At 35.5% G+C, this 25,823-nt stretch carries 24 protein-coding genes; 8 read left to right on the forward strand and 16 right to left on the reverse strand.

What is annotated here, in order from left to right; translation table 11 throughout:
- The first annotated feature begins 180 nt into the window (after positions 1 to 180).
- Together V7121_RS17535 and V7121_RS17540 are read left to right on the forward strand one after the other, a co-directional pair.
- Positions 181 to 309, forward strand: a complete 129-nt coding sequence (locus tag V7121_RS17535) for an HU family DNA-binding protein (RefSeq protein ID WP_176525572.1) — start codon at positions 181 to 183, stop codon at positions 307 to 309.
- Positions 310 to 432, forward strand: a complete 123-nt coding sequence (locus V7121_RS17540) for a hypothetical protein (RefSeq protein WP_335547308.1) — start codon at positions 310 to 312, stop codon at positions 430 to 432.
- 474 nt (positions 433 to 906) lie between these two features.
- Here V7121_RS17540 and V7121_RS17545 read toward each other — a convergent pair whose 3' ends face one another.
- From V7121_RS17545 to V7121_RS17575, 7 genes are all read right to left on the reverse strand, one after another.
- Positions 907 to 1,332 carry a hypothetical protein gene (locus V7121_RS17545; RefSeq protein WP_335547310.1) on the reverse strand — a complete coding sequence of 142 codons (426 nt, stop codon included), beginning with the start codon at positions 1,330 to 1,332 and terminating at the stop codon, positions 907 to 909.
- Between the two features lie 107 nt (positions 1,333 to 1,439).
- Complete coding sequence (locus tag V7121_RS17550) at positions 1,440 to 2,420, reverse strand: hypothetical protein (protein WP_098262479.1); 981 nt, start codon at positions 2,418 to 2,420, stop codon at positions 1,440 to 1,442.
- Positions 2,421 to 2,560: 140 nt separating this feature from the next.
- On the reverse strand, positions 2,561 to 3,388 hold the full coding sequence (locus V7121_RS17555; protein WP_176525571.1) for an ArdC-like ssDNA-binding domain-containing protein: 828 nt from the start codon (positions 3,386 to 3,388) through the stop codon (positions 2,561 to 2,563).
- A gap of 562 nt (positions 3,389 to 3,950) precedes the next feature.
- Positions 3,951 to 4,559 (reverse strand): hypothetical protein, encoded by a 609-nt coding sequence (locus V7121_RS17560; RefSeq protein ID WP_098262477.1) that lies wholly within the window; start codon positions 4,557 to 4,559, stop codon positions 3,951 to 3,953.
- A complete protein-coding gene (locus tag V7121_RS17565; protein WP_098262476.1) occupies positions 4,525 to 5,001 on the reverse strand; it encodes a hypothetical protein in 477 nt (158 codons plus the stop codon). The genes V7121_RS17560 and V7121_RS17565 overlap by 35 nt, the downstream gene beginning before the upstream one ends.
- A 559-nt stretch (positions 5,002 to 5,560) precedes the next feature.
- Positions 5,561 to 5,710 (reverse strand): hypothetical protein, encoded by a 150-nt coding sequence (locus V7121_RS17570; protein WP_176525570.1) that lies wholly within the window; start codon positions 5,708 to 5,710, stop codon positions 5,561 to 5,563.
- Positions 5,707 to 6,513 (reverse strand): 3'-5' exonuclease, encoded by an 807-nt coding sequence (locus V7121_RS17575; protein WP_098262475.1) that lies wholly within the window; start codon positions 6,511 to 6,513, stop codon positions 5,707 to 5,709. Before V7121_RS17575 ends, V7121_RS17570 begins: the two co-directional genes overlap by 4 nt.
- 253 nt (positions 6,514 to 6,766) lie before the next feature.
- On the opposite strand from V7121_RS17575, the gene V7121_RS17580 reads away from it, so the two are divergent.
- A complete protein-coding gene (locus tag V7121_RS17580) occupies positions 6,767 to 7,312 on the forward strand; it encodes a hypothetical protein (RefSeq protein ID WP_098262474.1) in 546 nt (181 codons plus the stop codon).
- 132 nt (positions 7,313 to 7,444) lie between these two features.
- On the opposite strand, the gene V7121_RS17585 is transcribed toward V7121_RS17580, so the two are convergent.
- Positions 7,445 to 7,939: a hypothetical protein gene (locus V7121_RS17585; protein WP_098262473.1), complete on the reverse strand. Its 495-nt coding sequence runs from the start codon at positions 7,937 to 7,939 to the stop codon at positions 7,445 to 7,447.
- Between the two features lie 739 nt (positions 7,940 to 8,678).
- Between V7121_RS17585 and V7121_RS17590 the strand changes: the two genes are divergently transcribed.
- Positions 8,679 to 9,176 carry a sigma-70 family RNA polymerase sigma factor gene (locus V7121_RS17590; RefSeq protein ID WP_098262472.1) on the forward strand — a complete coding sequence of 166 codons (498 nt, stop codon included), beginning with the start codon at positions 8,679 to 8,681 and terminating at the stop codon, positions 9,174 to 9,176.
- 352 nt (positions 9,177 to 9,528) lie between these two features.
- Here the strand turns inward: V7121_RS17590 and V7121_RS17595 are convergent, their stop codons facing one another.
- From V7121_RS17595 to V7121_RS17605, 3 genes are all read right to left on the reverse strand, one after another.
- Complete coding sequence (locus V7121_RS17595) at positions 9,529 to 9,768, reverse strand: hypothetical protein (RefSeq protein WP_141525532.1); 240 nt, start codon at positions 9,766 to 9,768, stop codon at positions 9,529 to 9,531.
- 302 nt (positions 9,769 to 10,070) lie between these two features.
- On the reverse strand, positions 10,071 to 11,117 hold the full coding sequence (locus V7121_RS17600) for a type II TA system antitoxin MqsA family protein (protein WP_098262470.1): 1,047 nt from the start codon (positions 11,115 to 11,117) through the stop codon (positions 10,071 to 10,073).
- Between the two features lie 204 nt (positions 11,118 to 11,321).
- A complete protein-coding gene (locus V7121_RS17605; RefSeq protein WP_098262469.1) occupies positions 11,322 to 11,672 on the reverse strand; it encodes a type II toxin-antitoxin system MqsR family toxin in 351 nt (116 codons plus the stop codon).
- Positions 11,673 to 12,312: 640 nt separating this feature from the next.
- On the opposite strand from V7121_RS17605, the gene V7121_RS17610 reads away from it, so the two are divergent.
- The gene (locus V7121_RS17610; protein WP_176525569.1) at positions 12,313 to 12,474 is read left to right on the forward strand and encodes a hypothetical protein; all 162 of its coding nucleotides are present in this window, start codon (positions 12,313 to 12,315) and stop codon (positions 12,472 to 12,474) included.
- A gap of 83 nt (positions 12,475 to 12,557) precedes the next feature.
- Here the strand turns inward: V7121_RS17610 and V7121_RS17615 are convergent, their stop codons facing one another.
- The 3 genes from V7121_RS17615 to V7121_RS17625 all read right to left on the reverse strand — a co-directional run bounded on the left by V7121_RS17615 (position 12,558) and on the right by V7121_RS17625 (position 17,357).
- A complete protein-coding gene (locus V7121_RS17615; RefSeq protein ID WP_098262468.1) occupies positions 12,558 to 13,010 on the reverse strand; it encodes a JAB domain-containing protein in 453 nt (150 codons plus the stop codon).
- An 866-nt stretch (positions 13,011 to 13,876) separates the two neighbouring features.
- Positions 13,877 to 16,261, reverse strand: coding sequence for a S8 family peptidase (locus tag V7121_RS17620; protein ID WP_335391593.1), 2,385 nt, complete (start codon positions 16,259 to 16,261; stop codon positions 13,877 to 13,879).
- A gap of 4 nt (positions 16,262 to 16,265) precedes the next feature.
- Complete coding sequence (locus V7121_RS17625) at positions 16,266 to 17,357, reverse strand: AAA family ATPase (RefSeq protein ID WP_286138034.1); 1,092 nt, start codon at positions 17,355 to 17,357, stop codon at positions 16,266 to 16,268.
- A 218-nt stretch (positions 17,358 to 17,575) separates the two neighbouring features.
- On the opposite strand from V7121_RS17625, the gene V7121_RS17630 reads away from it, so the two are divergent.
- The 3 genes from V7121_RS17630 to V7121_RS17640 all read left to right on the forward strand — a co-directional run bounded on the left by V7121_RS17630 (position 17,576) and on the right by V7121_RS17640 (position 19,200).
- Entirely contained in the window at positions 17,576 to 17,746 is a 171-nt protein-coding gene (locus V7121_RS17630; protein WP_176525568.1) for a hypothetical protein, read from the forward strand.
- A 43-nt stretch (positions 17,747 to 17,789) separates the two neighbouring features.
- On the forward strand, positions 17,790 to 18,464 hold the full coding sequence (locus V7121_RS17635; RefSeq protein ID WP_098262464.1) for a hypothetical protein: 675 nt from the start codon (positions 17,790 to 17,792) through the stop codon (positions 18,462 to 18,464).
- Between the two features lie 70 nt (positions 18,465 to 18,534).
- Positions 18,535 to 19,200 carry a hypothetical protein gene (locus V7121_RS17640; protein WP_098262463.1) on the forward strand — a complete coding sequence of 222 codons (666 nt, stop codon included), beginning with the start codon at positions 18,535 to 18,537 and terminating at the stop codon, positions 19,198 to 19,200.
- Positions 19,201 to 19,522: 322 nt separating this feature from the next.
- Here the strand turns inward: V7121_RS17640 and V7121_RS17645 are convergent, their stop codons facing one another.
- Entirely contained in the window at positions 19,523 to 19,807 is a 285-nt protein-coding gene (locus V7121_RS17645) for a hypothetical protein (RefSeq protein WP_098262462.1), read from the reverse strand.
- Between the two features lie 62 nt (positions 19,808 to 19,869).
- A complete protein-coding gene (locus tag V7121_RS17650) occupies positions 19,870 to 25,413 on the reverse strand; it encodes a DNRLRE domain-containing protein (RefSeq protein WP_176525567.1) in 5,544 nt (1,847 codons plus the stop codon).
- Positions 25,414 to 25,823: the final 410 nt, after the last annotated feature.

The raw sequence follows: 25,823 nt of genomic DNA on the forward strand, positions 1-25,823 counted from the left end.
GTTATTTTTCAAATTATTTCCTTTATACTTTCTTACAACTAACTATTACCGTTAATATAAGTGAAAATCTCACAAACATGTACCATTAGCCTTACATTTAAAACCTATGAACCAATGTACGGTATGATAAAAATGAAGTACGCTCTAAAAGGGTCAAAGGAATTTCATGGAATATTACCAATGAATAAAACAGTTCTTGTGAGTCAAGTGGTTCAAACTTCCAAATTCACACAAAAGGAAGCAGCTAAAGCAGTAGATCCAGTTTTTATTACCGTTTTGGAAGCATTAAAAAATGGAGATACAGTTTAAATGATTGAATTCGTTTACTTTAAGTTCGTGAACGTGCTGCTCGTAAGGTCTGTAGTCGAGACACAGGACAGAAATAATTTTGTTGTAATTGATTTGGATAAATACGGTATTAAGAATAAGTGAAACCCATAAACTTGAACATCATGCGACTGACCGGGAAAAACTCCATTTTTTACTTAGTAAATTCTTAGCAAAAAAATTTGTGTACGGTTATTAATACCGTACAGAATTATTGGATATCAAGAATATCTTCAATACCTATAGAAGCCCATTCATCAAATTTATCAACAATCCGTAGGGACTTTGGTTGTGCTTTCCTTGACACGGACTATCCCTGAAATGAAAGCCTATTAAAAGTGAAGAAGGACTGCATCTTCACTAGGGCTGAAATTGTACTAGGATTCTTACTTTTCCACACTAAATGGCGAAGAGCCACATAATTTCACTTGGATTTTTAGAAGTTGGATATTGTAAAAATATTAGTAAAAGCAATTGATTGATCTGCACCTGGATTAAATGTGGTAAAGTCATAAATAGAAAAAATGTCATTCCAATTAGGAAAGACATTCCCTTTTAAATTCCGACTGGCCCTCGAATTTAGGAATTAATCGGCCTAGGCTGCTGAATGACCATATCTTTTTTGGTTGACTCAATCATTCTATCTGCAAGGCTCTGAAGATAAGATTCTGTTAGTTTTGCTGGAACGTAGCCAATACGCTCACGAATCAGATTTTCAAGTACAAAGCATTTTCGTGTCCAGTACTCATACTCCCCAAAAGTGTATTGCTCGCCTTCTTTAAAATCGGTATTTCCTGTTTTTAACGCTTTTATAAAAACGTTTCGCTGGCCATAGATGGAGCTGCGCTCCGCCCTGGCAAACTTCAACAAGAATAAGAGTTCAATCGTTGTCACGGTCATCAATTCAGGGGTGCTGCGCTTCAGATCATCATGAGTTGGTTGCGAATCCGGAAGAAAACTCTTTCGCTTTCCGTTTTCCTGCACATCCTTAAAACACAATTTCAATTCGCAATACCCACAATAAAAATCGTGGCCAAACGACTTCAAACCACTTCCGCAATAAGGACAAGTTTTCATTTTTGATCCTCTCCCTTACCGTTTATTAAATAGTGTTATTTGGAATTTCTATTATCCTTTTTAGTTAATCGTTCAATTTCTTTCTGCAATTCCTTTTCTCTTTCTTCCCATTGCTGGGCTTGTTTCTTCAGGGATTCTACTTCTTTCACTAAATCCTCTTCTTTTCGGGCCCTTTGCTGATTTTCTCCCTTTAGGGAGCTAATTTCCTGATTCAATGCCACTACCCGGTTGTCGTGCTTATCAATAATAGAAGAAAGTCGTTCTTCATATTTATCGTTCATATCATCTCGTATTTTTTCAATTCGCTCCTGGAATGACTGCTGCAATTCTCTCTCTTTTGCGAATAGCTGACGTTCAAAATCAAATTCCCACTGCTGCTTTTCTCTTTCTTGCTTTTCCCGAAGGCTGGTAACCTCTTCTTGTAAATGGGTGACTGAAAGCTTCAGTTCTTCATTTTGAGAAGCTGCACGGCTCATGCTGTCTATCTTTTGGGCTTGATTGGCGATTGTTTGATCTTTGGCCTGTAACTGTTCATCTTGGAATATAATCATTTTTGCTTGATCGTCTACACGGCCTTTTAGGTTATTTAAATTTTCTTCTTGTTTTTTATGGCTTTCCTCAATTTCAGAAAAGTCTATTTCCCTTTGTTCCAGCTTCCTCTTCAGATTGTCTAGCTGCTCTTTAAAGTTTGCGATTGCTACATCCTTCTTTTCCATAAGTTCGTCCTGCTGTCGCTCTCGGAAAATGCGATCCGTTTCATTCTGCTTGGCCAAACCGACAAAAACTTCAGAAATTCGTGCTGTTAATTGGTTCAACTCGGTTAACTGTGAACCGTAGCTCATTTCAGAAGCCAATGAGCTTTTATCTACCTCATCTAAAATGGCCTTTAGCTGTTCGCTGAAGGTAAATAGACCACGGCCTTCTTTCATCTGCCGTAACAGCGTTTTAAAACGATATTCTAATTCCTCATCACTAACTTTTCCGCCAACTTGACCTGTGATTTTAATTTCTTCCAACAAAATCCCCACCTATCATTTTTAAACTAACCAACTAATATAATCCCATAGTAAACCCGCGAGGCCTATTATGTCAATGGTTAACCAGGTTCACCCAGTTAACTATATGTGTGAATTACCCCGAAAGGGGCAACCGCTTTTTAGGCGGTCACGTCCTTCCTCATAGGCTTATTTAGCATTTCGATAATTTGATGACTACATTTCACGATATCGGCGCCAATCTGCTTCATAATGTTTAGGTCCCGGCTCCAGCCAGCGATATACCCAAAGCTGTATTGCCCGGTATCATATCCAAAGCGATTCATCACAACATAAGCAACAGCTTCAGCTTGGGCTTCTTTCATGCGCTTTCCTTCTTTTTCAAATTTAGCACCTTTAGCATGCAATAAATAATGAGCATATTCGTGGATTAAGGTTTTTAATTGTTGCGTTGTGTCTCGTTCCTCATGAATGGCAATATAATTGTTTACTAGATGAAAATATCCGTTTGCCTCTCCTGTATCCTCAAAACGAACCGGGATTTCTATTTTTTCTATCCATTCCTTAAGCAAACTCTTTTCCCATTCTCCCCCGCCTTTCAATTTCTTAACTGCATCCGCATCTGGAAGTTCTTTTCCTTCTGTAGAAGAAACGTCGAATATATTTACATAACGAAAACCATAAATCTCTTTTTTGCCTTCCTGATTTTTGCTGTTATCCTCTTTTTTCTTCCGAATTAACGGGGCCAATATTTTGATTGCCTTTGCACCTTTCTTAACAAAACGGCCATCTTTTTTCCATTCATTAAACCCCTTCACAAGCGTTGCTTGCGGGCTTTGCATATAGATTAAAATCGTATTATTAAAGCTATAATTGTGGAAACTGGAAAGGAATTTCAACCACTCTTGAAACTTTTTGCTTGTCATAACTTCTTGAATCCCTTGATCTAATTGGTTTTTAATTTCTTCTAAGGCTTTGTTTTTTGCCATTTGTTTTTCCTCCCTTGTTTTTTGTGCTGGGAGCGAATGATTTCCCCAAAGGGGGATTTTTTCGCCCTTTTGATGTGGAGGACGAACAATGAGCATAGGCAGGCAGTCAAGGGATTAGTGGAAAAAGTTTTTTGCTCCGTCAGTGCTCTTAAAAGGACAAAAAAGTTTTTCTGCCCCTTGATTGTCTGACTATCCGACTTAGCTTTCAGCAGGTGGTAGGGCGAAGCCTAGGAGGCTCCGCCAGGTGGAAGGTTAGTCCGGATTGCGTACATTGTACGATCGCAGCTCAAAAGGGTGGAAAAAACAAAATAAAGAGCAGCCCTCAGGCTGCTATCTGCTTTTGCTCTTTTGATTTTTTAGGTTTTGAACTACAGAGTCGTTCACCCGTGAAGAAATTCACAGGAACCTACGGAATGTAGGCATAAGCCGTACAGTCCGTGGTTATCGGGGATTTTAGGGGAAGCGAGATGCCATAGGATGTTAGGCTGCGTTTTTTAGCCTTACATCCTACGAGCAGACCCTAAGGGCTCTCCAAAGAAGGGTTTGATCTTTTAGCCTTTTCCTAAGAAGTTAAGATTTCTACAATATTTTTTAATATTTGATAATTTCCAGATTTAATCTGACTCATGATGTCTTTAAATCGAAGGGTTAAAAACTCTTCTACATTTAATTGAAGGGCAGGATAAAGTTCTTGCAAATCATGTAGGAGTACTTCTCCTCTCAACACATATTGTTTTTCAATTTTTACACTTATATAAGCTGACTCCTCTTTCTTGGTATTTTTTCTTTTAAAATGCTGTTTTAAATCCTCTATATTTAGTTCATCTTTCTCTTCAAGGTAATAATTAATGGAAAGCTCTGAATTATTTTCATCCTGCTTAACACTACTAATCCATTTGGCCAATGTGTCAAAATTCATCCCCCTATCAATTTGACGAAGGAAATCCAAGAAAAGGAGGTTTATTAATTCCTCCACAGTGTAGATGTCATCGATTTCATCTTTAATGATCTCATTAATCGTCCCAACAAACACCTTTGCGCGTTTTAAATCGTACAAAGGTACATGTATATTTAACCGAGCATATTTAGACTCAAACAAACGGTTTAGGAGACCACCTGTGTGATCGATCACAGCATTATTTATTAGGTCTAAACGGCTGTACTTTCTCACGTGTTAAATGGCCCCCCTTCTCGATATAACGTAATACAGAGAATACAACCCCGTGAAGCGTTTTTCTTTCAGATAAATTCCATTCAATTGAAAGACGGATCAACAATTCTTTTTCAATTTGATTCGGTTTTACGGTTTTGTGGGTTTCAGTGTTCTTATATGTAGAAGGCTTGCCTAACATTTCAGGATGCCTTAATCCGAACCGGACGAGCATAGTGAAAAAGTGTGTAATACTTTCAGCTTGTAATTCCGTTTTTAACGATTGATACACACGTCTGAATTGCCGATTTTCATCATCCGTCACAGGGAATTTCATGGGAACAGATTTATCAAATCTTGTTTTTCGGTCGCTAGATGAATTCTTTGGACGAGTTACTGAAGAGTTTTTTATATGTGTTTTTTCTTCTTCAAAAAATAAAGGAGCAATTGGTTTGTGCTTCATCTTCTCTTCCCCACTTCCGTTTTATCAATAGATCAGTAATATCCGAGAATCATAATCCCATAATTCTACTTAATTTAATGTATGAGGCAGGAAGGAGGAGTAGACCAAGTATAAATGAAAATCATCATGGCCATAATGGTACTATAAAACCATGTATGGTATGGGAGAGATTAAAGAATGGCCAAACAAAAATTAGATAAAGAATTAGCATTAAAGATTGTGAAGGCAAGTAAAAAAGCATCTAAAGAGTTAGGATATGTAAAAGACAAGAAACCTCACAAGTAAATTGCAGGAGTTTCACAGGGTTATAATACCAAAATTCCATAATCACAAACAAAAGAGCACCCATTGAAGTGAACCTCTTGAGTTGGACTAAAAAATCCAGCTTAGGGGGTTTTTAGTTTGTTTAGGGGTATTCCGGAAACAGCTCACGATAATCAGTGTTCGGGAAATCATGCTGAAGCCAAAAAGGACAGGATGAATCCTGCCCTGGTTGTTAACTGAAGAAGGGTAATTTCAAATCGTCTTTTTAGGTTCACCTCTCCTGCAGCTGACCTTCTCAAAATCGCACTTCTACATACACACGGTATAATTCGCTTTGTCCACGGTCTTTATATGGTTCTGATACAGAAACAACTTGAAATACCTCATGCAGTTTTTCAGATGCTTGCCGAACCTCCTGAAGCGTTCCATGCAACCGGATTTTCATATACTCGCTTCCTCCCCACTTAAGATTCTGTGTCCTTCTGAAATTTCTTGGAAGACACGCTGAAGCAGAGATAAAACAGAAAAACAATCATCTAAAGCCCGATGCTGCGTGCATTCACCGGAGGCGTCTGAAAGCTTCAGCCACCGATCCGATCCTACATAGTCAGCATAAGTTTTCATAACGCATTCGGAACCTAACGGAGTAAATGGAATGCCATGAGCAGCGCACGAATGAAAAATCATCTGTTCGTCAAAGTCCGCATTGTAAATCAAAATTTTCTTCCCCTGGAGGACCATGCGAACGGTATCCCACACATCGAACCAATTGGGGGCATTTTTTACCGCTTCATTAGTAATCCCATGAATCGCAATGACTTCTTCCGGAATGGGAACAGTGGGTTTAATCAGTGAATCAAATAGGACATTCCTTTGCCGGTCAATAATCGCTATTTCTACAATTTCCCCTTGAAGTCCCGTTGTTTTCGTGTCCAAAATCAAAAAATCTTCATCCAACCAGGAAAGAAAAACCTCTTTGGCTTCTTCCCGAATGACTTTGATCCGTTCCAGTTCAGCCGTTCTTTCATTACAATAAGCACAAACACCTTCCACGACATCTTCCTTTTTAAAGAAACGGAAGCCGCATTCTGTACATGTCAACATCTTTTCAAGCCGCTCCCTGCCTTCAGCAAGGGCTCCAAGCTGCTTCTCGGTCGGTTTCCTTTTTGGCCGGGTGTCTTTAACATCGTACAGGCGAATCCAATCATAGGAGTTCCAGACAACCGCAACCGGTCCAGCTGTCGGCACTAAATTTTCCTTTTTTTAAGTCGGTTCGACATTTTAAATGGATGGGCACTTTTTTCCACCCGCCCTTAATCTTTTGAATCTCGGTCATGGTTCTCCCTCCGTTTGTCATTCTCCATATTAACGGAGAAACTTTTTTATAATAATTTGACGGTTACCCAGTTACCCAGTTAACCAATAAATATATTGGGTATACAGGACCTAAAATTTGTCCATAATGGTTTAATAATAACCTTTGAAGGACGGGGATCTTTTTATGTCAAAAATTAATATCGGAATTAAAACTACTCAGGAATTGCATAATAATATTCATGGATTGCTAGATGTAGCGAAAGAATTGGGAAATATTAAAGAAAAAAATGAGTATTTCGAGATTACTTATCCTTATTTTGAAGAATATCTAAGAAGAAAACAGTTAACTGATACAGACTTAGGGTATACCTTGAATGAAATTGAAAGGGCAACTACTCTTATTATCAAACAATTCTTGGGTATGATTGAATCTCATGAAAACATTATTAAAATTACGGATACGGAATATAAAGAAGCTCTTTCACAAAAAGATAGAAAGATTGAAACATTAAATTCATTATTAGAAAAGACAGAACGAGAAAATATGCGTTTGATAAAAGTTGATGAAAATAATAGTTGTTTGAATGAAAGAGTTAGGGAACTCGAAAACAAAATTATTAAAATGGAATTAAAACACGAAAAGGAATTAAGCAGGCTGGATAAAGAATATGTACGTAAGTTTGCCAATTTCCAAACATTGTTTGGAGAAAAACTCAATGAAGTTAACTAAAAGCCTTTTGTCGTTAATTTAAAAAAAAGATTGATCAAGACTAAAATTTAAATGGTTTTGATCAATCTTTAAATAATCAATTAAATTAAATCAAACATTTCATTTCTACACATCATCGGTCATAAAACCCAATTAATTTAAACGGCTTTTTTCTTGTTTATAATAGGTCTCCGCGGTAGATTCATGCCAATACTTTGTGCCTCCCACGATCAAATCAGGCTGAGGAATACTCCCCCGCACATAGTATAAATTGACTTTTTGTCGGTCATATTTTAATCCTCTTTCGGTCAAATACCCTGCAAACTGGCTTAGATTTAAATAGTCGGAACCATCCTTGATAATGGAATAAGAAGGTTTTTGAATTAAATAGGTGTCTTCTCGAAAAAACTGTGTGATGAGTTCCACAGCAAGTTCTAACCAATCATTATCTAACTCCTTATACAAAGAAGCGAGATCGAAATTTACCTCTTCCGGATCTTCAAAAAAACATGCTAATTTTAAAAACGTACGCTTAACGGGGTCTAAAGATGGAAGAACTTCATCGGCCAACTTTACATTTTCTTGCTTACTAATCTTTTCTTCTAAATTTGGGAAAATCTCAATAATACGCTTTGTCGTTCTTTTCATTCTAATCTCCTCCTGTATACATTGTATATTAATCATAACCACCGTGTATACATTGTATACTATTTTGCCCAAAAAAAGGGAGGAATCAATCTCCCTTCCTCTTACATTTCCTTTTTAAACGTCCTGGCTTGGGGATGCTGGTGACTAAAGATTATAGTTGCTGCCTATAGTGTAGAAACTAAAAAATGGCGTATTGCATAAGGGCTTAGTCTGTTTCAATCGGATTGCGCAGGCTTGATACCAGAAGCAAGGCCCACCTACGTACAAACCTCATTATTTTTTCTCGCCAACCTGATTCTTATAAATTGCACCTGATACTTTTGACTACTAGACGCTGTAAACAGGTAGCCGATGCTATACAGGATTGCTTCGGTTTTGTTGCATTAATTTTTATGTGGCTAAGTGTCAGCAGATTAAAAACGTGTTTGCTCATAAGAAAGGTATTCTGGTCACTAGTGCCATCATAACGAGTTACCTTGGTGTTGGGTAAAAATCCAAGGCTTTAAACTCAAATCAATCTGAAGAATAAAAGTAAGCCTAAAGGCTTTTTCCATACCTAAGTTTCTTAACTCATGCTGTTAAAACGGATACCGTAAAACACTTGTGTTTTACAGCTAAAGTAGCCCCTCTCGAGCAAACAGAACACCAATCAAATTTATTACAATAGTTCCAATACAATATTTACCATTTAATGATAAACTACTACTATAGCAAAATTATAATATGATGGTGGGACACGATGAGAGAAAGTATTGAAAACGATCAACTTACCAATCTAATGAATACATATAGTACTGATCTAAAAAAATTAGCTTGGAGATATGTAAAGGATCCACATCTGGTTGAAGATATCGTCCAAGAAGTCTTCCTTAAATGCGCCATTAACCTGTTCCAGCTTCAAGATATCTGTTCGATACGAGCATGGTTATATACCGTAACAAAAAATCAATGCACAGACTATCTAAGAACAAAGTATCATCAAAATGTTATTCCAACCAATGATTTCTTTGTCGCCTATCAAATAACACCCGAATTAGAATGTATGTTTCAACAGACAAAAGAAGAGATTATTGATCACATTGATGACCTCCCAGAATTGTATCAAGAAATTCTTTACCTTTTTTATGTAAAAGAGCTAAAGCTAAAAGAAATACAACAGTATCTTAATATTAATATCTCAACCGTAAAAACAAGACTTTACCGAGCAAAACACTTACTGAAAGTTTCAATGATGTAAGATACTTATCGTTTCGGTCCTTGGAGTGCCGATAATTTTACGTTTGCAAGGCCAACTATCATTCTTATGGTTTTTTATATCGAGTATATCGTGTGAAGATCGTTATAACGATAAAACGTTATAAACCCCCTAAGCTTTTCTTAAATATCAATTTGAACAAGCACTAACTTTTCCATACATAAAATCTAATAATTTTATATCAGCTTCCTTGTTATATTTTTTTATAAATTGAGTGAATTTACTGCCTTCGGTTTTAGATAAGACCTCTATAGAGGATACAAGATATGAAAGCTGAGAAGTTGATGAAATATGACCAAGAGAATGACTAAGGTTGTATAACCTGCATGCATTTCTAAAAAAAATTATACTTTTTATAGTCTTTTTCCTCCAGCTTTTCAATAGATGTAAAATAGGTCCTTATTGTCCGAAGGATTAGAATTGGTTTATTCATATAGTGCATAGAATCATTTATATCATCCCTATATTGAGCAGGACCTCTATCTCGCTCTTTCGCTTTATAGATTCTATGATTTAAAAGCGTTTTATCTAATTCAGGAGTTTGACCAACTTTTTCAGTAATTATTCTTTTCATTTTGTCCATGCTCGAATAACTAATAAATCCCAAAAGAGATTCTTTATTCATATCTTTTCTATGTACTAACCCATTTAGATTATCTTTAACAATGAAATCCAGTTCATTATCTCCAAAACCCGTTCTATATCTTTCAGTTCTCAAATTGCCAGAATGGTTATATAATTAAAGTATTCCCAATTGATAAAAGCCTTTGCTCTCCTTTGAGCAAAGGCTTTTTTTACGATTTCCTTCTATATTACAGACCCCATAAAATCTTTGGGCATTTAAGAAGAAAAGGAGACAAAGAATAAATCTCCTTTTCAAAAATCCTTTAAATAATCAGCAAAATCATAAGAAATAAAGTCTCGATCTCCTGTTTTTAGATATGCTTCTTCTTCGTGTGAGTAATTAGATATCTCTACAGCACTAAAATCTCTAAAAAATCCAGTAACACTTTCTAATGTTTCAAGCTCTTCTGGGGAAAACAATGACAAATCAAGATCGGAAATGGGTTCTAGATATTCCCCTTCATAATTATCAAAAGGTTTTAATTCGATTATTTTATTTTCTGTCAGAGTATCAAGCATTAGCCAATGATGGAATGGTACGGGACCGTAAGGTAAATGCTGGTAAACAATACCACTAACAGATAATCCGTATTCTTTGTAGTTCTTAAAATCCAAGTAAAAAAGTAACTTCATCAATTTTGTTTTTGATACTTTGGGAATATTCTTAGTAAAGTACAGAATTATGTTTGAAAGTTTATTGAAATCAAAATTGCTGAATCCACTATTTATATGATCGTTAAATTTATGATATTTGTTAGTAAGGATGTTTACAATGTCTCGTTCAAAAATTTCCTCTTCTATTTGCTGTAGTTTTACTTCCATTCTTTTTTTATCTAACCGTCCTAAGTGATTATGTTTTCTTTCAAATAATTCTTTTGCATATTCAATATTATCTCTCATCATCGTTAGAATAGAATGATGTGATGGAGATGGGATTGCACCAGTTTCATACCTGGCTACAGTTGCAGGACTCCAATCAAATATAGTTGCCAATCCTCTTTGAGATAAACCATATTTATTTCTAATTGTTTCTATTTCTAATGGGGATAAATAGTCATTTAACGATCTGTATTTTTCAAAAGCCCTATTTATATTTTCGGTATCTAGATCTTCATCAAAAATTATTTCATTACATTGTTCACAATATCTAACTACCGCATCTACCTCTATCTCTTCTCCTCGCACTGGATAAGTTTCTTTAATTTCTTTTATCTTTAATATTTTTGTATCTCTACAATTTGGACAAAATTTTTCTACTTCGGTGGCGGGCTTTAAATTCACCTTTTTTAATTTACTCATTGTTTGCCTCACCTCTTAATTGAATTATTATTGATTTAATTTACTATTGATTAAATTAATTTAGATTTAATTATTGGATTAAATATTATTGGATTTTGGATTGAATTATTTATTGGTTTAATTTTTTGGTTTTCCCTATGTTATTTGTTTTGATAAATACCTCGGAATAAATTCAATAGCACTTCATTCCGAGATATTTATGTATTACCAGTTTCTATAAGGCAATGTAAAAGGTCCAGTGGATTCCTTAAAAGACAAACATTTGCATCCTTCAATAGGATCTATCTTTAATTTAATGTAGATTAATCGACCTTCAAAGGGTTGACCAAATTCCCATACATCTATTCCATCTCCATTGTAATCGGGAACCGGCCCTCTATCATATTGAAAGTACCTTAAATTCTTTATCATTTGCTTTGCATCAGGGATGTTTAAACCTAAGTTGGTTATTCCATCAAAAGTTCTAGGTTGAAAGTGGAACTTATTGGGTTGGAACATTAATTTCCGATATTGCTTTAAAAAAGTATTTATTTCATGTGGTGCTGCAATAGGCATTACTTTCACCCCCTCGTATCTGTTGATACAATTATTATATATCACCCCCTTGTTTTTTGCCACCAATTGATATCATTTTTTCTTTGTTTTGTTTTTTTTATACACATTTTTTAAAATTTTTACTAAAAGTGGCATTTGGCTTCATTTCCAAATTCCTTTTGACGATTTAATTCAAGTACAAATATCTTCATAAAAAAGAAGCTGCAACTCCGGAAGATTCTGCTTATTTCGGGACAGGATTGAGCGACAGAACAATCGTGAACATAAAGGTGAACCGCAGGAACGGTAGCAATATAGACCAAGACAAAGTAAGGAGCAGATCATCGTTATCATACAAACAAAAATCCCTTTCCACGTTTTCCTTATTATCTTAGCCAAAACTAGTAGGTATACAAAGGCATTCGTGTCTAATAAATATGCTTTAAGTCTCCCGTTATATCCAATCTTAGTCCTCATCTTCTTCAAGATATGCAGTATTTTGTTAGCAATATTGATAGTTGTCTTTTTTGTTTTTCCCTGCTTGTATGAAAACGGAATTTTAATCTTGATGAAGGCATTAAAGGAACTTTCAAATATAGAAAGCATTTACTTTAGTAAATGGTCTCCTTTCTTCCCCGAATAATCCTTAAAGGGGTTTAGGTTGCTTCAGCAACCGTCAAGCAGGCTCGATGCCTGCTATAATCAAGGAAAAACGGACGTTTTTTCCTCCTTTCGTAAACCTGCACCTGCTGGGGACCAGCTGGTGCAGGTCCTTTTATTGGTGTATGTCAATAATAACCCGGACCTGATTTCATACCCTTAAATTCACTTATTATAAAATTCTCATTCTCTATAATTTTTTCCTTTCAAACAAAGGGGCAGAGCCCCTTTGTTATTTTTCTATTTTTATAGATAACCTTTTTCTTTTAGGCTAACGTGTTTTCCTGTATGGGTGACAATCACATGGTCAAGGACATCAACTCCTATAATTTTCCCGGCTTCTGCAAGTCTCCTAGTTACCTCAATATCTTCTTTGCTCGGTGTGGGGTCTCCGCTTGGGTGCTGATGGCTGACAATAATGGATGCCGCATTATTGAGGATAGCGCATTTCATGACCTCTCTAGGATGGACTATGCTAGCGTTCAGGCTTCCTACATGCGCTCTATGTAGCCCTACCACCTGATTTTTAGTATTGAGCATCATGACAAGAAATACTTCTCTGTCTTCATCTGCAATGTGCGCGGCCGCTAATTTTTGAGCATCTTCCGGTGAACGAATTTGATATAGGGCGAACGGGACGGAGGATTCCTTAATTTCTTGTTTGATTCGGACCACTTCAAAGATTGACGTTAATTCCATTTTTCAAAACTCCTTTGTTATTTGTTTTTTGTTTTTCATTTTCCATTTTTTCTTTTGCCTTGCGAAGCGAGTGTGTTCCCCAAAGGGGGATTATTTTTCCCCTTTTGCAAGTAGAACGAAAAACACGCATAGGCAATGGGTCAAGGGCGTTCTTAGCACAAAAAGTTTTTTACTGTTGCGAAGCGCCCTTAAGTAAAAAAGTTTTTTGCCCCTTGACCGATTGACTTGCCTTCTTAGCTTCTAGCCGGGAAGGTTCGGGTGTCCTACCGGCTGGAAGGTTAGAAGGCCTGCGCTGTTTTACGATTCGGAAGGCAAAAGGGAAAAATAAACAATAAAAAGCAGCCGTTTCGGCTGCTCTCCTTTTGTCTTTCAAACTTTTGATTTTACGGTTTTCGGCTCGTTCGGTATGGCGGCGTTAGCCGTAAATGGAACAGGAACCTACGGAATGTAGGCGTGAGCCGTACAGTCCGTGGTTATCGGTCCATTTAATGCTGAAGCGACACGTACGGAATGACAGAAAGGGTGCTTTTTCCTTTCTGATCAGTCCGTAGTGCTGCCGCTCAAAGTAGTTTTGTATGCTATTAACTTAGATTTTAAGTCCTATTTCTGAAGAAAAGTCACAGCCTTAAGTCTGCATGACTGGCAAAAAACTGAAGAGGGATGTTCAATTGATATCTCGCCGCAATTCCTCACAATAAAGAAAAGAAAACACTGTTCTACAATGAGAAACAGTGTTGTTTTAAGCGAATTATTAATGGGATCTTTTTTATAATACATACGCTTTCTTGGCAGACATGTAGGTTTTTTAATTGCAAATACACTTTCTAGGAAAGTAAAGCCCTTCTTACTGAGAAGAATTAAAATTTTCATTCATTTCCATCAATGCGAATATCAATTTCGGTATTTAATCTTATGTTCCTATTAATAAAATTATTTGATTCTAATAGATTAGTAACTTCATCATAAACATTATGATTCCTATAAGGATCCCGAATCGTAAGAATCATACAAAAATCCTGTGATAGTCCAAATCTTTGGAATTCGGATTGTGATTCAATAAATTCACGATAAAGTCCTTCTATTTTCAAATACCATTTTTTGGGATATTTTACAAACTTTTCTTTATTCCCTTGTGTTAAATCTGAAATGTCCACCGCATATTTCTTGTGAGGGTAAAACTTATCACCATACTGAATTAATATTTTTTCTGAACGAGAGAATTCCTTTTTATCTAAATCTTTTTTCTTACTATAGTTGTTTGAAGTTAAGAGGTTTTGACTACCAGTCCGACCTACAGGATTTCTTACTGTTCTTATTCTGGTATCTCTTTCCTTCTTTTCGTCATATGTTCCAAAATATACTTCAAGGTTTGATTGGCAGTATTCTGGACCTTGACCTTCAGCAAGTATCGGAGTATTTACAAGTGTAAGAAAGATCTGGCCATAAAAATAACCCTCTTCATTTACAAGAGATGTTGGGAATGGAAAATCCAAAATCTCAATAAATTCCCCTTTATTTAGTGTATCTCTTAGTACAAGTGTAATTTCATGTTGATTGTTAAAAAGAATTTCATCTGCTTTGCTAGGAATTCCAAATCCTAGCTGATTAATTTTTTCGTTAATTGGTAAATCTACTTCAACGGGATATTTTGCAGAATGTATAAGAAGGGCTTTTAATAGTACAGGGTCAAAATCTTCCTTCAACTTATGATTTAAATCAGCTGCGATTGCTGTCACCCTGGGTGTGGAGAAACTTGTCCCTATGGCCTTTTTTAAACCTCCATTGATATTTAAGGAGGTAACACCATTTGGAATAGCTCGTCCATGTTCCACTCCTGCATTTCCACCATAATGAACAAGGTCCGGTTTTATAATATTGGCTGGTCCTGGACCAATCCTACTGAAAGGTGACCGATGATTAATATCTGCAATATCTAACGTCTCTTTGGAATGTGCAATGGAGCCGATCGTTAATGACCTTACTGAATCAGCTCCATTTGCTATCCTTCCAACTGGTTTTCCATCTATAAAGTTTGAGCAATTACTAGCTGACTTTATAATTAATACATCATACTCATCTTGAATATTATCTAACGCTATACCAAATTCAGAGAAATCAGCATTTTTAATTTCAACATTTGTACCTAATGAAAGATTCCAAATCTTGATTTCATTTGCGTTCGATTCAACAGCATCCCTAATATTATCAACTAATTCTGCCTCTGATATGGATTCGTATCTTTTATCCGGAAAAACGGCTGCATCAAAAAACTTAAACCCTTTTACACCGGTATAATCCTTTTCTTCCAACATATCACCAAAATTGATAATTCCAGCAACAAAAGACCCGTGCCCTGGATGAATTATATGGGAAGGATAATTAGAATGCCGCCTTTCTAGCGTCCATGCATCTAGTGGGTATTCTGATGCAATACCAGAATCTAAAACACCAATTATGGGATATTCTTTATCATCTTTTGGCTGCGAAAAACGAAGGGTATTATCACTAAAAAAATCATCTTCAACTATTTCTATCATTGGCATCGGTTCTATAGACATAACAGGACTAAAATCATTAAATATGTCTATTTTCTCTAAAGAGTCAGTGACTACTTGGTGGATAATTAAGTTTTCACTGTATTTGATTGATTTCTGTAACTGAATATTTTTCTCGTTATTCATAATGTCAGTGAACAAATTAATTACATGATTATTTATTTGAAAATTATTAAAATCAAACAATCTAATTTTGAGTGTATATTCTCCATTTTTCTGTGGCTTTATATCGTTAAGGTTTATTATCGGTTCAAAAGATTCTATTGAATCAATTCCAGAGATAGCCTTATCATTTCGTTCAAATTGACTCAAATTTTGTTTTATTCCGGCTAACTGTTTGGGATTATCTATTTTTATTAAAAACTCTTGATTTCCTGAAATGCCAATGAGTTTCTCTTCCTGTGAATTTGGTGAAAAAAATTTAGATAGATCTTTCCTGTGACTTTTTGCAATGATGTTATCACTAATTTTGGCTTTTAGAATGGCTGGGGTTCCTTTATATTTACTTAATTTCTTTTCAATTTTAGATTGTGTCAAATCCAAATCATCAGAAAGGATGGTTGCTTTATTTTTAAGATCTTCACCTTGTAACACCCATTTAGGTTTATTATCATTTCCACCACCTTCTGTCAGTCTTTCATCCATCTCCTGACGCTTCTCAAATATTTTTATTGGCAATTTTTTACTTTCATCCATTTTTCTATAGCTCCTTTCTTTGCAAAATATTTCTCACTTGTCTTTGAGAAATATCAAGTGTTTTTGAAATATTAATTTGTGAAACACCTTTTGCATTTAAAAACAGAATCAATTCATCTAAATCATTGTGATATCCATTACTTATATAACATTGATATAAGAAAGTAGGATATGATAATGAATCTTCATTTTTTAAAATACTTCGTTTAATGCCATTGAAACATATAGCTTTAATATCAGATGGGGACAATCCATTTAGTATTTCTGATATCGTCTTTATTTTTTTTATGTCTTCAATAAAATCAACGTTTACGGATTTTAGATAAAGCTTTAATAACTCTGGAATCTCATCCTCAGTTGGCTTTGGAACCTCAATTTGATTCGTAAATCTTCTCCATACAGCTGGATCAAGCAATTTTTCGTGATTTGTTGCAGCAATTAGAATATTGTTTTCATTAAACGTATCAATATTTTGAAGTAAACTATTTACCACTCTTTTTAATTCTCCAACCTCTTGTGAATCGTTTCGTGCTTTTGCAATGGCATCGAATTCATCCAAAAACAAAATACATGGCCGTTCCTGTGCATATTCAAATATTTTTCTTATATTTTTTGCAGTGCTACCAAGTAATGATGAAATCAGTCCATCAAGTTTCGCTGTTACAAGGGGTAATCCCGTTCTTTCAGAGATATAATGCGCAATAGTCGTCTTACCACATCCTGGTGGACCAAATAGCAATAATGATTCAGGAAGATTTAAACCTAATTGTGAAAACTTATCCCTTTGACTTAGTGATTGAATATAATCCTCAATTTTATTTTTAACTATGGGTGGTAATACTACATCCTCGGTTTTAGTGTCAATATCAATATCAACCATTGGAAGTCTACTATCGTTGTCCATTGGTTTTGATAGAAACTCATCTAAATAAACAGGATGTATGGTTTTTTTATTTAATAGGTTGTTAATTCTATCAGCGAATTTTTCTTCTCCAGTTTCACGAAGTTTTTCAGAAATCAACTTGGCATAACTTTTCACCTTTTCTGGATTCCTTTCAAGGCCGCCTTCAATTATCTTGATTAATTCTGTCCGCATTTTCACAAACACACTCACTCCTCATTACCCAATAAATCTCTTTATATAAATATTACCACTATATAATATTTTATGCACGTTTTTATCGTTTTTATGTACGATTATTAATAATACGTGTACGTTTTTTAGTTTTTTAGCAATTTTTGATTGACTTCAAAATTAAGAACGTGTTAACCTAACGATAGAAAAAGATTCCGATAACGAAAGAAGGTGATATCATGGCTAAAAATGGACAAGCTGGAAATGGACGAGTAGGGGCAGTTAAAAACAGGACCCAATTTGAGACACCCTCTGGTCACTATGCAAAAAGAGATTCCGACACTGGCAGAATCTTGAATGTTAAAACGAGTAGTAAAACTCCATTTAAAGGGGTAACAAAAGAAAAGTAATTCGAAATCAAAGAAAAATTATTTAAAGAAAGGTGGAATAATCATGAGTACTTTTGAACGTGCAATTCTAAAACAAGATACGGTAGTATCAATCAGTGGGACATCACAAATAGCTGGAGGAAAAACTGGAGATCTTGTAAATATCGATACTGTTGTTCATTTAACCAATCCTGAACCTCAAGAAATCACTCTTGTCCTTCCTAGCATCTCAGGTGATCCACAGAAAGCGTATATAAGAACGATGGACGAAGTTGAAAATAGACAGGATTTTAGTTCGCCTGTTGATCCTGAACTACTTTCTAGTATGAGCGAAGATGAACGAAAGGCTTTTGAGGAGTCCATTGCTGCTAACAAAGCACAGTGGGAGGCAATTAAAGAAAAGGCTAATGGGGTTGCATTAACTAAAATGCAATTAGAAGCAGGAAGCCAGGAATTAAAATTTTTCTTACAAAAGGAAATTTCACCAAATTCTGAAAGCGGTCTTTATGAATTGACATTTGTTGCCCCATTCAGTAACTTCCAAGTCAATCAAGGTCAATTCACCATGTCATTAATCATTATTTTGCCAAGGGATGCACAACTTGTTGAGCAAAGTGTAATAAATCCTCAAGGTGGCCCATTACCGGAACTACGCAGTAACGACAATCATGTAAATCGGCAGATCTTACAATATTGGATGCAGTATGATCCAATATTCACCATTAAGTATCGATACTAATCGAGAAGGTGGGGCTACTCCTCGCCTTCTCTCACCTCTGTACGACATTCCTTGTTGAGGGGGAAGAGTTTTGAAAAGCATTATATTAAATATTGTTAAATTCATATTTTACTTAATTGGCATTCCAGGTTTGATTTTATTCTTTTTTGAACTTTTTCACAGTCCAAAAATTATTATGACATGGGTTATCACATTGTTAGCTATTTATATGTATTGGGTAATATTAATTTGGATTACAAAAATTGAAATTCCTTTAAATTGGATACATAGAAAGATAAGCATTTATCAATGGCTTGACAATTTAACAAATCATGATGAGTCACTTATTTATCTTCTTAGTTCTCAAAAAGTTAAATATAAAACTTTAGAGAATTTACAAATAGTAAAAAATACATTTATCAATTTAACCCGTGGAAATAAAGAAACTTTAAAATTATATAAAGCATACTATAAACAACTTTCTAATGAAAATTCCGATCAAATTTACTGGACAGCATTAATGACAATGTTTTCATCATTGGTAATATTGGTCTTAAGAGAATATGTTCTGAAAAAAAGTTTTGAAATATCCCTTGTTAGGAGTTCTGATTATTTCTTACTAATAATGTTTATCGTTACCACGGTTGCTTATATGGTAGCGCAAATTCAAAGAAATAAGAAACGTTATGGAATTATCACGGATATAATTGAAATTTGTATTGAGGAAATCGAAGAAAAGGAAGATAAAAACAAATAAGTACTTTTAACTCAGAAGAGATTAAATGAACACTATTAATTATGGAGATACAATCATGAGTTCCCGTCAACCCATAGGAGTTTCTTTGACCCCTCCTAGTACTGGAAGCATCAAAGTATAGTTTATAAAAAAATAAAGTCAAAGCCGTCCTGTTTTCGACCGGATTTGACTCTATCAACTTTCGACATAATTCTGCATAACCCGAGTGGTGAAAGTTTCCTTATTTCCGTTAAGAAAGACCCTTATACATAAAAATTTTGAAAAAGACTAGACAAAAGATTGCTGAGAAAAAAATACCATTTCTCAACAATCTAAAAGATATTTATTTATTTTTTTTATTTATTGAAAATAAATCTATAATATGTGGGGCCATAGTAAGCAAACCGACCCCTAGTAATAAACCCATAATAATTAATGATTCGGTAACATTTAAATGAACCAAAAAAATAAACCATAATGCTGATGGAATTGTTATTAAAAGAATTAACATAAGAATAAATTTTAATTGTAATTTCTTATTTTTTTCTAATTTAAAAGTTATAATCGTACCTATTGCACCAACAAAAAAAATGTAACCTAATAATAAATGTAGCTGAAATCGACTCATATTATTAAATCCTTTTAAAAAAGTTTTATTTATTATAATTATTTTCTCCAAAACTCAACTTTTTATTTCCTTTTCTTTTTATTTTTAATTTTCTTATTAAGATAATCAGCAATAGGGCGAAGTGTATTCCAAGTTAAACTTGCTTTCCCAATTGCAAATGTAGCAAAACTATCTACATGCTCACTTTTAGCTAAAACTGCAAATTTACTTCCAATTTTTGCGGCTGCCCCTGTAGAGACACCAAGTAAATCTAGAGCAATAAATTTCCAAAATGTACCACTAGTAAAACTATAATGCTTTACAACTCTTGCTTGATATATATCATATACAAGGATACCTATATTAATTGCTAATGCTGCAGTAGCATAACCGGGTAATGCAGTAATAACACCGATAACTGCTAAAGTTAGGGATAACCAAGCAGCAGCAAGTGACCATGAAAATTGACCGTTGGGGTCGACATACATTACAGGATTATTATTTGCAAATGCATACTGGTTTAAAGTTAACGGATTAGAATTAAACCCTTCAAAAGTATCCTTTGTCAAAAATCGACTCACACTTGGCTCATAGTATCTAGCCATTAAATAATAAAGTCCGGTAATTTCGTCGTAACGATATCCAGCATAACGGTAAGGGTTAGTTTCCTTTATTGTCCCTGCTGAAGAAGTAATATTCCCCCATGCATCATAAGTATATGATGCCACATTATTTCCATCCTTATCCGTTAGTGCAACAACATCACCATGACCATTAAGATGATAGTAATAGGTCAGACTATTTTTGATCATCGTTACAGGTCGATTTTCATGATCCCATGTGTATTCCACAAGAACAACACCTGATTGATCGGTTTCAAAAATAACATTATTTCCTTGATCATAATGAAAAGTGACTGTTCCGCTAGTTGTGGTCATTGTTTTGCGTCTACCCTGATAATCGTAACTGAAAGTAACGGTGTTCCCTGTAGCTTTTTCTTTCACTTCAATCAAACGATTATCCGCATTAAAAGTGTATATACTTTTCCCATTATCCACCAAGTTACCGTTAAGATCGTACAGATACGGCTGATTATTTTCCGATATTAGTTGATTTGCTTGATTAAAGCTGTAGGTGGTGATGGTGGAACTAGTTCCTTTCGTAACGGTTTTTTTCGTCCGATTCCCTACAGAATCATATTCATAGGAAATCATCGTGCCATCTAATAAAGTCTCTTGTGTCAATTGATTTAGCTGATCATATTGATAATTCACCGTTCCTTTCGTGGTTTGGACACTCATGATATTTCCATTTGTTGCAAATGTATATAAAAAGCGTTCCATGACGATGCCATTGACGTTGTAATTAGTGAGACTTACTAATTGGTTTGCACCATTGTATTCAAAGGATGCATACGTACCGTTGGTGAAATAAATCGATTGCACTTGCCCACTCTCGTTATAAATATAGTTAGCTATGGTTGAGTTGTTTTTTAGAAGCGACCTTAGTAAATTTAATTTATTATAAATAAAGCTGGTTTGACTTCCTCCTGGAATCGATAATTCCTTGATATTGGAATTACCATCATAGCTATAACTAGTCGAGTTAACTCCTTCTGTTTCTGATTTTAAACGGTTATTCAAATCATAAGTAAAGGTGGTGATGGGACCGTTTGTTTTCGTAACTTTTGTGATATTATCATTCAGATCATATTCTAAATCAAACTGTTTGACATCATTATAGGAGATCGAAATTAAACGATTGAAAATATCATATGCGTTTGAAACAGTGGTAGTATCAGAATTTCGCACTTTTGTTCGATTTCCAAATTTATCTATTTCAAAAGTGGTCGAACGATTAAGCGCATCTGTCCACTTCGATAATTGATTAAGCTCATTAAATAGATACGTTTGCTTAAACCCTTTTGCATTGGTTACCTCGGTTAGATTTCCCTCCCCATCATATAGATAGGAAGTAATAAACCCTTTCGCATCTGTGACGGAGGTGAGCTCATTCTCTGCATTATACGTATTCGTTGTTTTATTCCCATTTCCATCAATAACCACAGTCCTATTTCCAAAAAAATCGTAGGAATAAATAACCGTGTTTCCTAATGGATCCTCACTAGATGTAAGGTAGTTTTTACCGGCATCATATAAAAAGGAAGTATGAGAAGGGCCTATTTCGAGTCTTATCGCATCAAACCATGCGGCTCCGGTTTGGTTATAAAATAACAAGTAGACATCAATGGATTGGAAAGTTTTATCTTTGGCTGGTTCTACCTCTACGGAAAGATGCTGCCACCCCTGCATGGTTTTACTAAAATCATTAGCAAATCTCCAATCTGTTGTGCCGTCAGTATAATTAATTCCAACTTGTAAAGCATAGTCCCCACCAGCAGGATCGGCCCCTTCCTGATAGGACCACCCTGATAAAGTCATTTTTGTATTGGCATCTCCCGAAAGTGGAATCCTCTGAACCAAATACTTATTCTTCCCTTTTTCACCCGTGAGTTTGAAGGAATCATTGCCAACATACACTCTTGGATCCATACTATCTGTCTTTTGATAACGGCCATCAGCTGATGTTACATTTCCACTTGTAGACCAGTATTGGGGTATCAGATCGGTCGGACTGCTAAATTTTTCAAAGCTGGAATTATCAATGAGGTTATAAGCACTTACCACATTTCCTTTTTCAAATTGAATCGCATCAAAGTAAGCCGTCCCCTGCCCCGCATCTAAAGCGGCAGATACACGTAAGGTTACCGTCCCTGCAGGAATATCAGAAATAACTGTCTGCAAGCGGGTCCATTCATGTGTTCCCGTCAGCCCATAGGAGTTTCTTTGACCCAGCAAAGTGTTGGAAGCATCAAAGTATTCCACCTTGAGATAGGCTTTTCCAGTCGTAGCCGCTGTTTTTACATAGCCGCTGAAGATATACGTATCTTGAATACTGAAATTGATCGTCTGATAAACAATCGCCCATCCGGTTGGATTGGAAATGCTAATCGAACGAGTACCAAATTTGGCATTCGTTGCCCAGGCAAATTGTGCGGTTCTTCCATATTCAACCCCTTGCTTCCAATAATCTGGCCACGTAGCTCCGTATTCAAACCCTGAGTTTGGCAAGAGATTATCTGATACCGACATGGGATTTGTTTGATATAAAAGATTGCCAACCGTATCGTATCTTTTTGAAACCGATTGTACATAGGGATCAATCGATTCCGTTTCATTATTTTTCACATCATAATCATGCACCTCTTTATTCTGATTGAAGTCTTGCTCTGTTATGAGATTGTTTTGATTATCAAATGTATAATACGCCATTTGATTTTCAGGTAATTTTTCGGATGTTAGATTCCCTTGATCATCGTACTCATATACGTACGATTGATTTTTTGGGTCTAGTACTTGGACGACCTCATTATTGTCGCTAAAGCTAAATATTGACGTTTTTTTATTAACAGGGTCTGTAATGTTTTCAATGATTTGCTTGACCCTGCCCAATGAATCATAGCTATAGTCTGTTCGTTGATTAATGTTAGAATATCGTGTGCTCCAGGTATTTACAGGATCATAACTAAATGTAATAACACTCTCACTAGCTGTGCCTTCAATCGTAATCGGGCGGCTAACTTTACTGACCCTGCTTGAAGCATCGTAGGTGAAAGATGTTGTAATACTTCGACCATCTTTCCTGCCAGTTAATCTGCCTATCACGTCATATACATAATTTTTAGTGATATTTTTCGCATTTGTATAAGACGTCAAATAGCCATTAGCATCCTGTAAATATCGGTAACTACGAGTTTCAACCGTGATCGTAGAAATATATCCACTGCTCCCGTAGGAAATACTTATCGTCCGATTTGAAGCGTCCTTTATGCTTTGTAACTGACCTGAAAGACTATAAGTAAACGTGGTGACATTGCCATTAAGATCTGTAATGGATTGTATACGCCCATTATTATTAAAGGTTATGTTTGTGGTTTTATCTTCAAGTGTTAGAATAAAAATTCCATCTGATTGCCTCGTTAAATTTAAATAGCTCCCACTTTGAGCTATATAACCACCTTCGACTGCTTCTCCAAAGAAGTGCCTGGTTCCATCACCGTCCGTATAGACGACAGGACCCGATGCAGCGTAGTTGAGCCGAACATCCAAATTACTGGACCATCCATACCCAAATAACCCTTTTTCGATGGTATTTCGACTATTGTACGTTCTTTCGATCGTGAGTGGAGTTCCACGGCCAGAAATGACGAAATCGGTTTCTGAAAGGGTTAAATTCCCGTTACTTGGATTTATTCCCTCCTCTGTTTGATGCCAATAATCTTCAAGACCAATCGGATCAACTTCATACGTAATCGATATTTTGGGTACATAAGTTGCTGTATTTTCCTTTGTCGTAAAGGAAGCCCAAGGTGCCGTGCTTTCATCCCTATTTCTTAACATCAGCCCATAATTGGATTGGACCCCATTGTACCAATCTTGTGTCAATTTTGTGATGTACCATACCCAGAACGCATTGTAAGTATTGGGCGCTAAACTTGATTCTGCTGTAGCTGCAGCCAAAGGCTGGGTGTCCCAAGTTACAGCATCGCCCCAGGATGAATTAAGTCGATACAAATCCACAGTTGTATTCGATACGCCAGTGTTAGTTTGATATGCTTGGAAGGTAGCTGTTGTAATTCGGCTATTACTAGGCAGTGGGGGCAGAGCAAATCGAATTAAAGAACGAGTAACCCCGTAGGATGGAGTCATGCCTGTATGCATATACGTACTACTTGAATAAGAGGATTGGGGATAGCGATTGGAAATAAACGTGTCTCGAATTAATAAAGTAGATTGAAAGGAAGGGTCAATCGTGACAGGGTAGCTTCTACTAGGATTATTTAAATAGCTGGTATCAAGGATAATATCAATAAACGTTCGATTGCCCTCTTTACGAATATTAAAATAGGCATTATCCGAATAGATACCATTCGAATCAATCATTCTAGGCTTTTCGAGAATCCACAGTAGGTCTCCAAATTGAGAGGAAATAGTGATATTGCCATTCGTCAACAAACTTTCTGTTAAATTTGCTGGTATTTTTAGCTCAAAGGAATATTGACTTTGCCCCGTTGGTGTTTTTAAAATAAGAGATTCTTTTATCTTATCATTTGTCACTACATAAGATAAATCAACTTGTGGAAGGATATCAGGATAAATGATTTCATCATTATTAATGACCGATTTAACTTTTCTCGCCCCAACTAGTAGCATATCTAAATTGTATCCTTGCTTTTGTACAGAAACTAATTTGCTTATATCTGATTCTTCTGCGAATATCGACTTAAATTCATTCGCAGTGTTGATAAATTTATCTGGAGCTAGAGGACTCTTCTTTAGGGTATTATCAATCCTTTTCCATTTTTTATCACTAATATCTTGGTAGAAAATTGGCTGATTGTAAATTTCCTCTGTAAAACTACCATCAGGATTGATAAACCGGGTGGAGTTCCGTGTTCTCTTATTTGTTAATTCCATTTTTGTTTTTGGTTTCTTTTCAGGAAGTTCCCCAATGTCAGGCACGATATCGTATGTTTCAATTTTCCTCTGGACTTCACCAAGTAACATTCTATCCCCCCTAAACATGCAAATACTATCCATAATTATTCAGATTGGCAGAAAAATATTCTATATTATTGAAATGTAATTTTGATATCAGATGAATTCAAGCTTATCAACTTATTATACTCATTTTTACTTATCGTTTATAAAAAATTTCCCCAATTCTATATTCAAAAAGCCCTTAAAAATACCCAAGGGAATGGCACTTGGCTCCATAGCTCTTTCACCGGCAATATGCCATAAATCCAATCAATCATTTTTTAATATTGGCATTATCGCTTCTTAACATTTCTCCTTCATAAATCAAAAAAACAACAACTATCATTGTTGCTCTAGGAAAGAATCTTATTAAATAAATAAAAAAAATCGACCATTATGGTTCACTTTGTTTCAACACGGTTCACTTATTTAGGAAT

Origin of the sequence: Neobacillus drentensis, assembly GCF_036962125.1 — a bacterium.
Classification (GTDB): Bacteria; Bacillota; Bacilli; order Bacillales; family Cytobacillaceae; genus Neobacillus; species Neobacillus drentensis_B.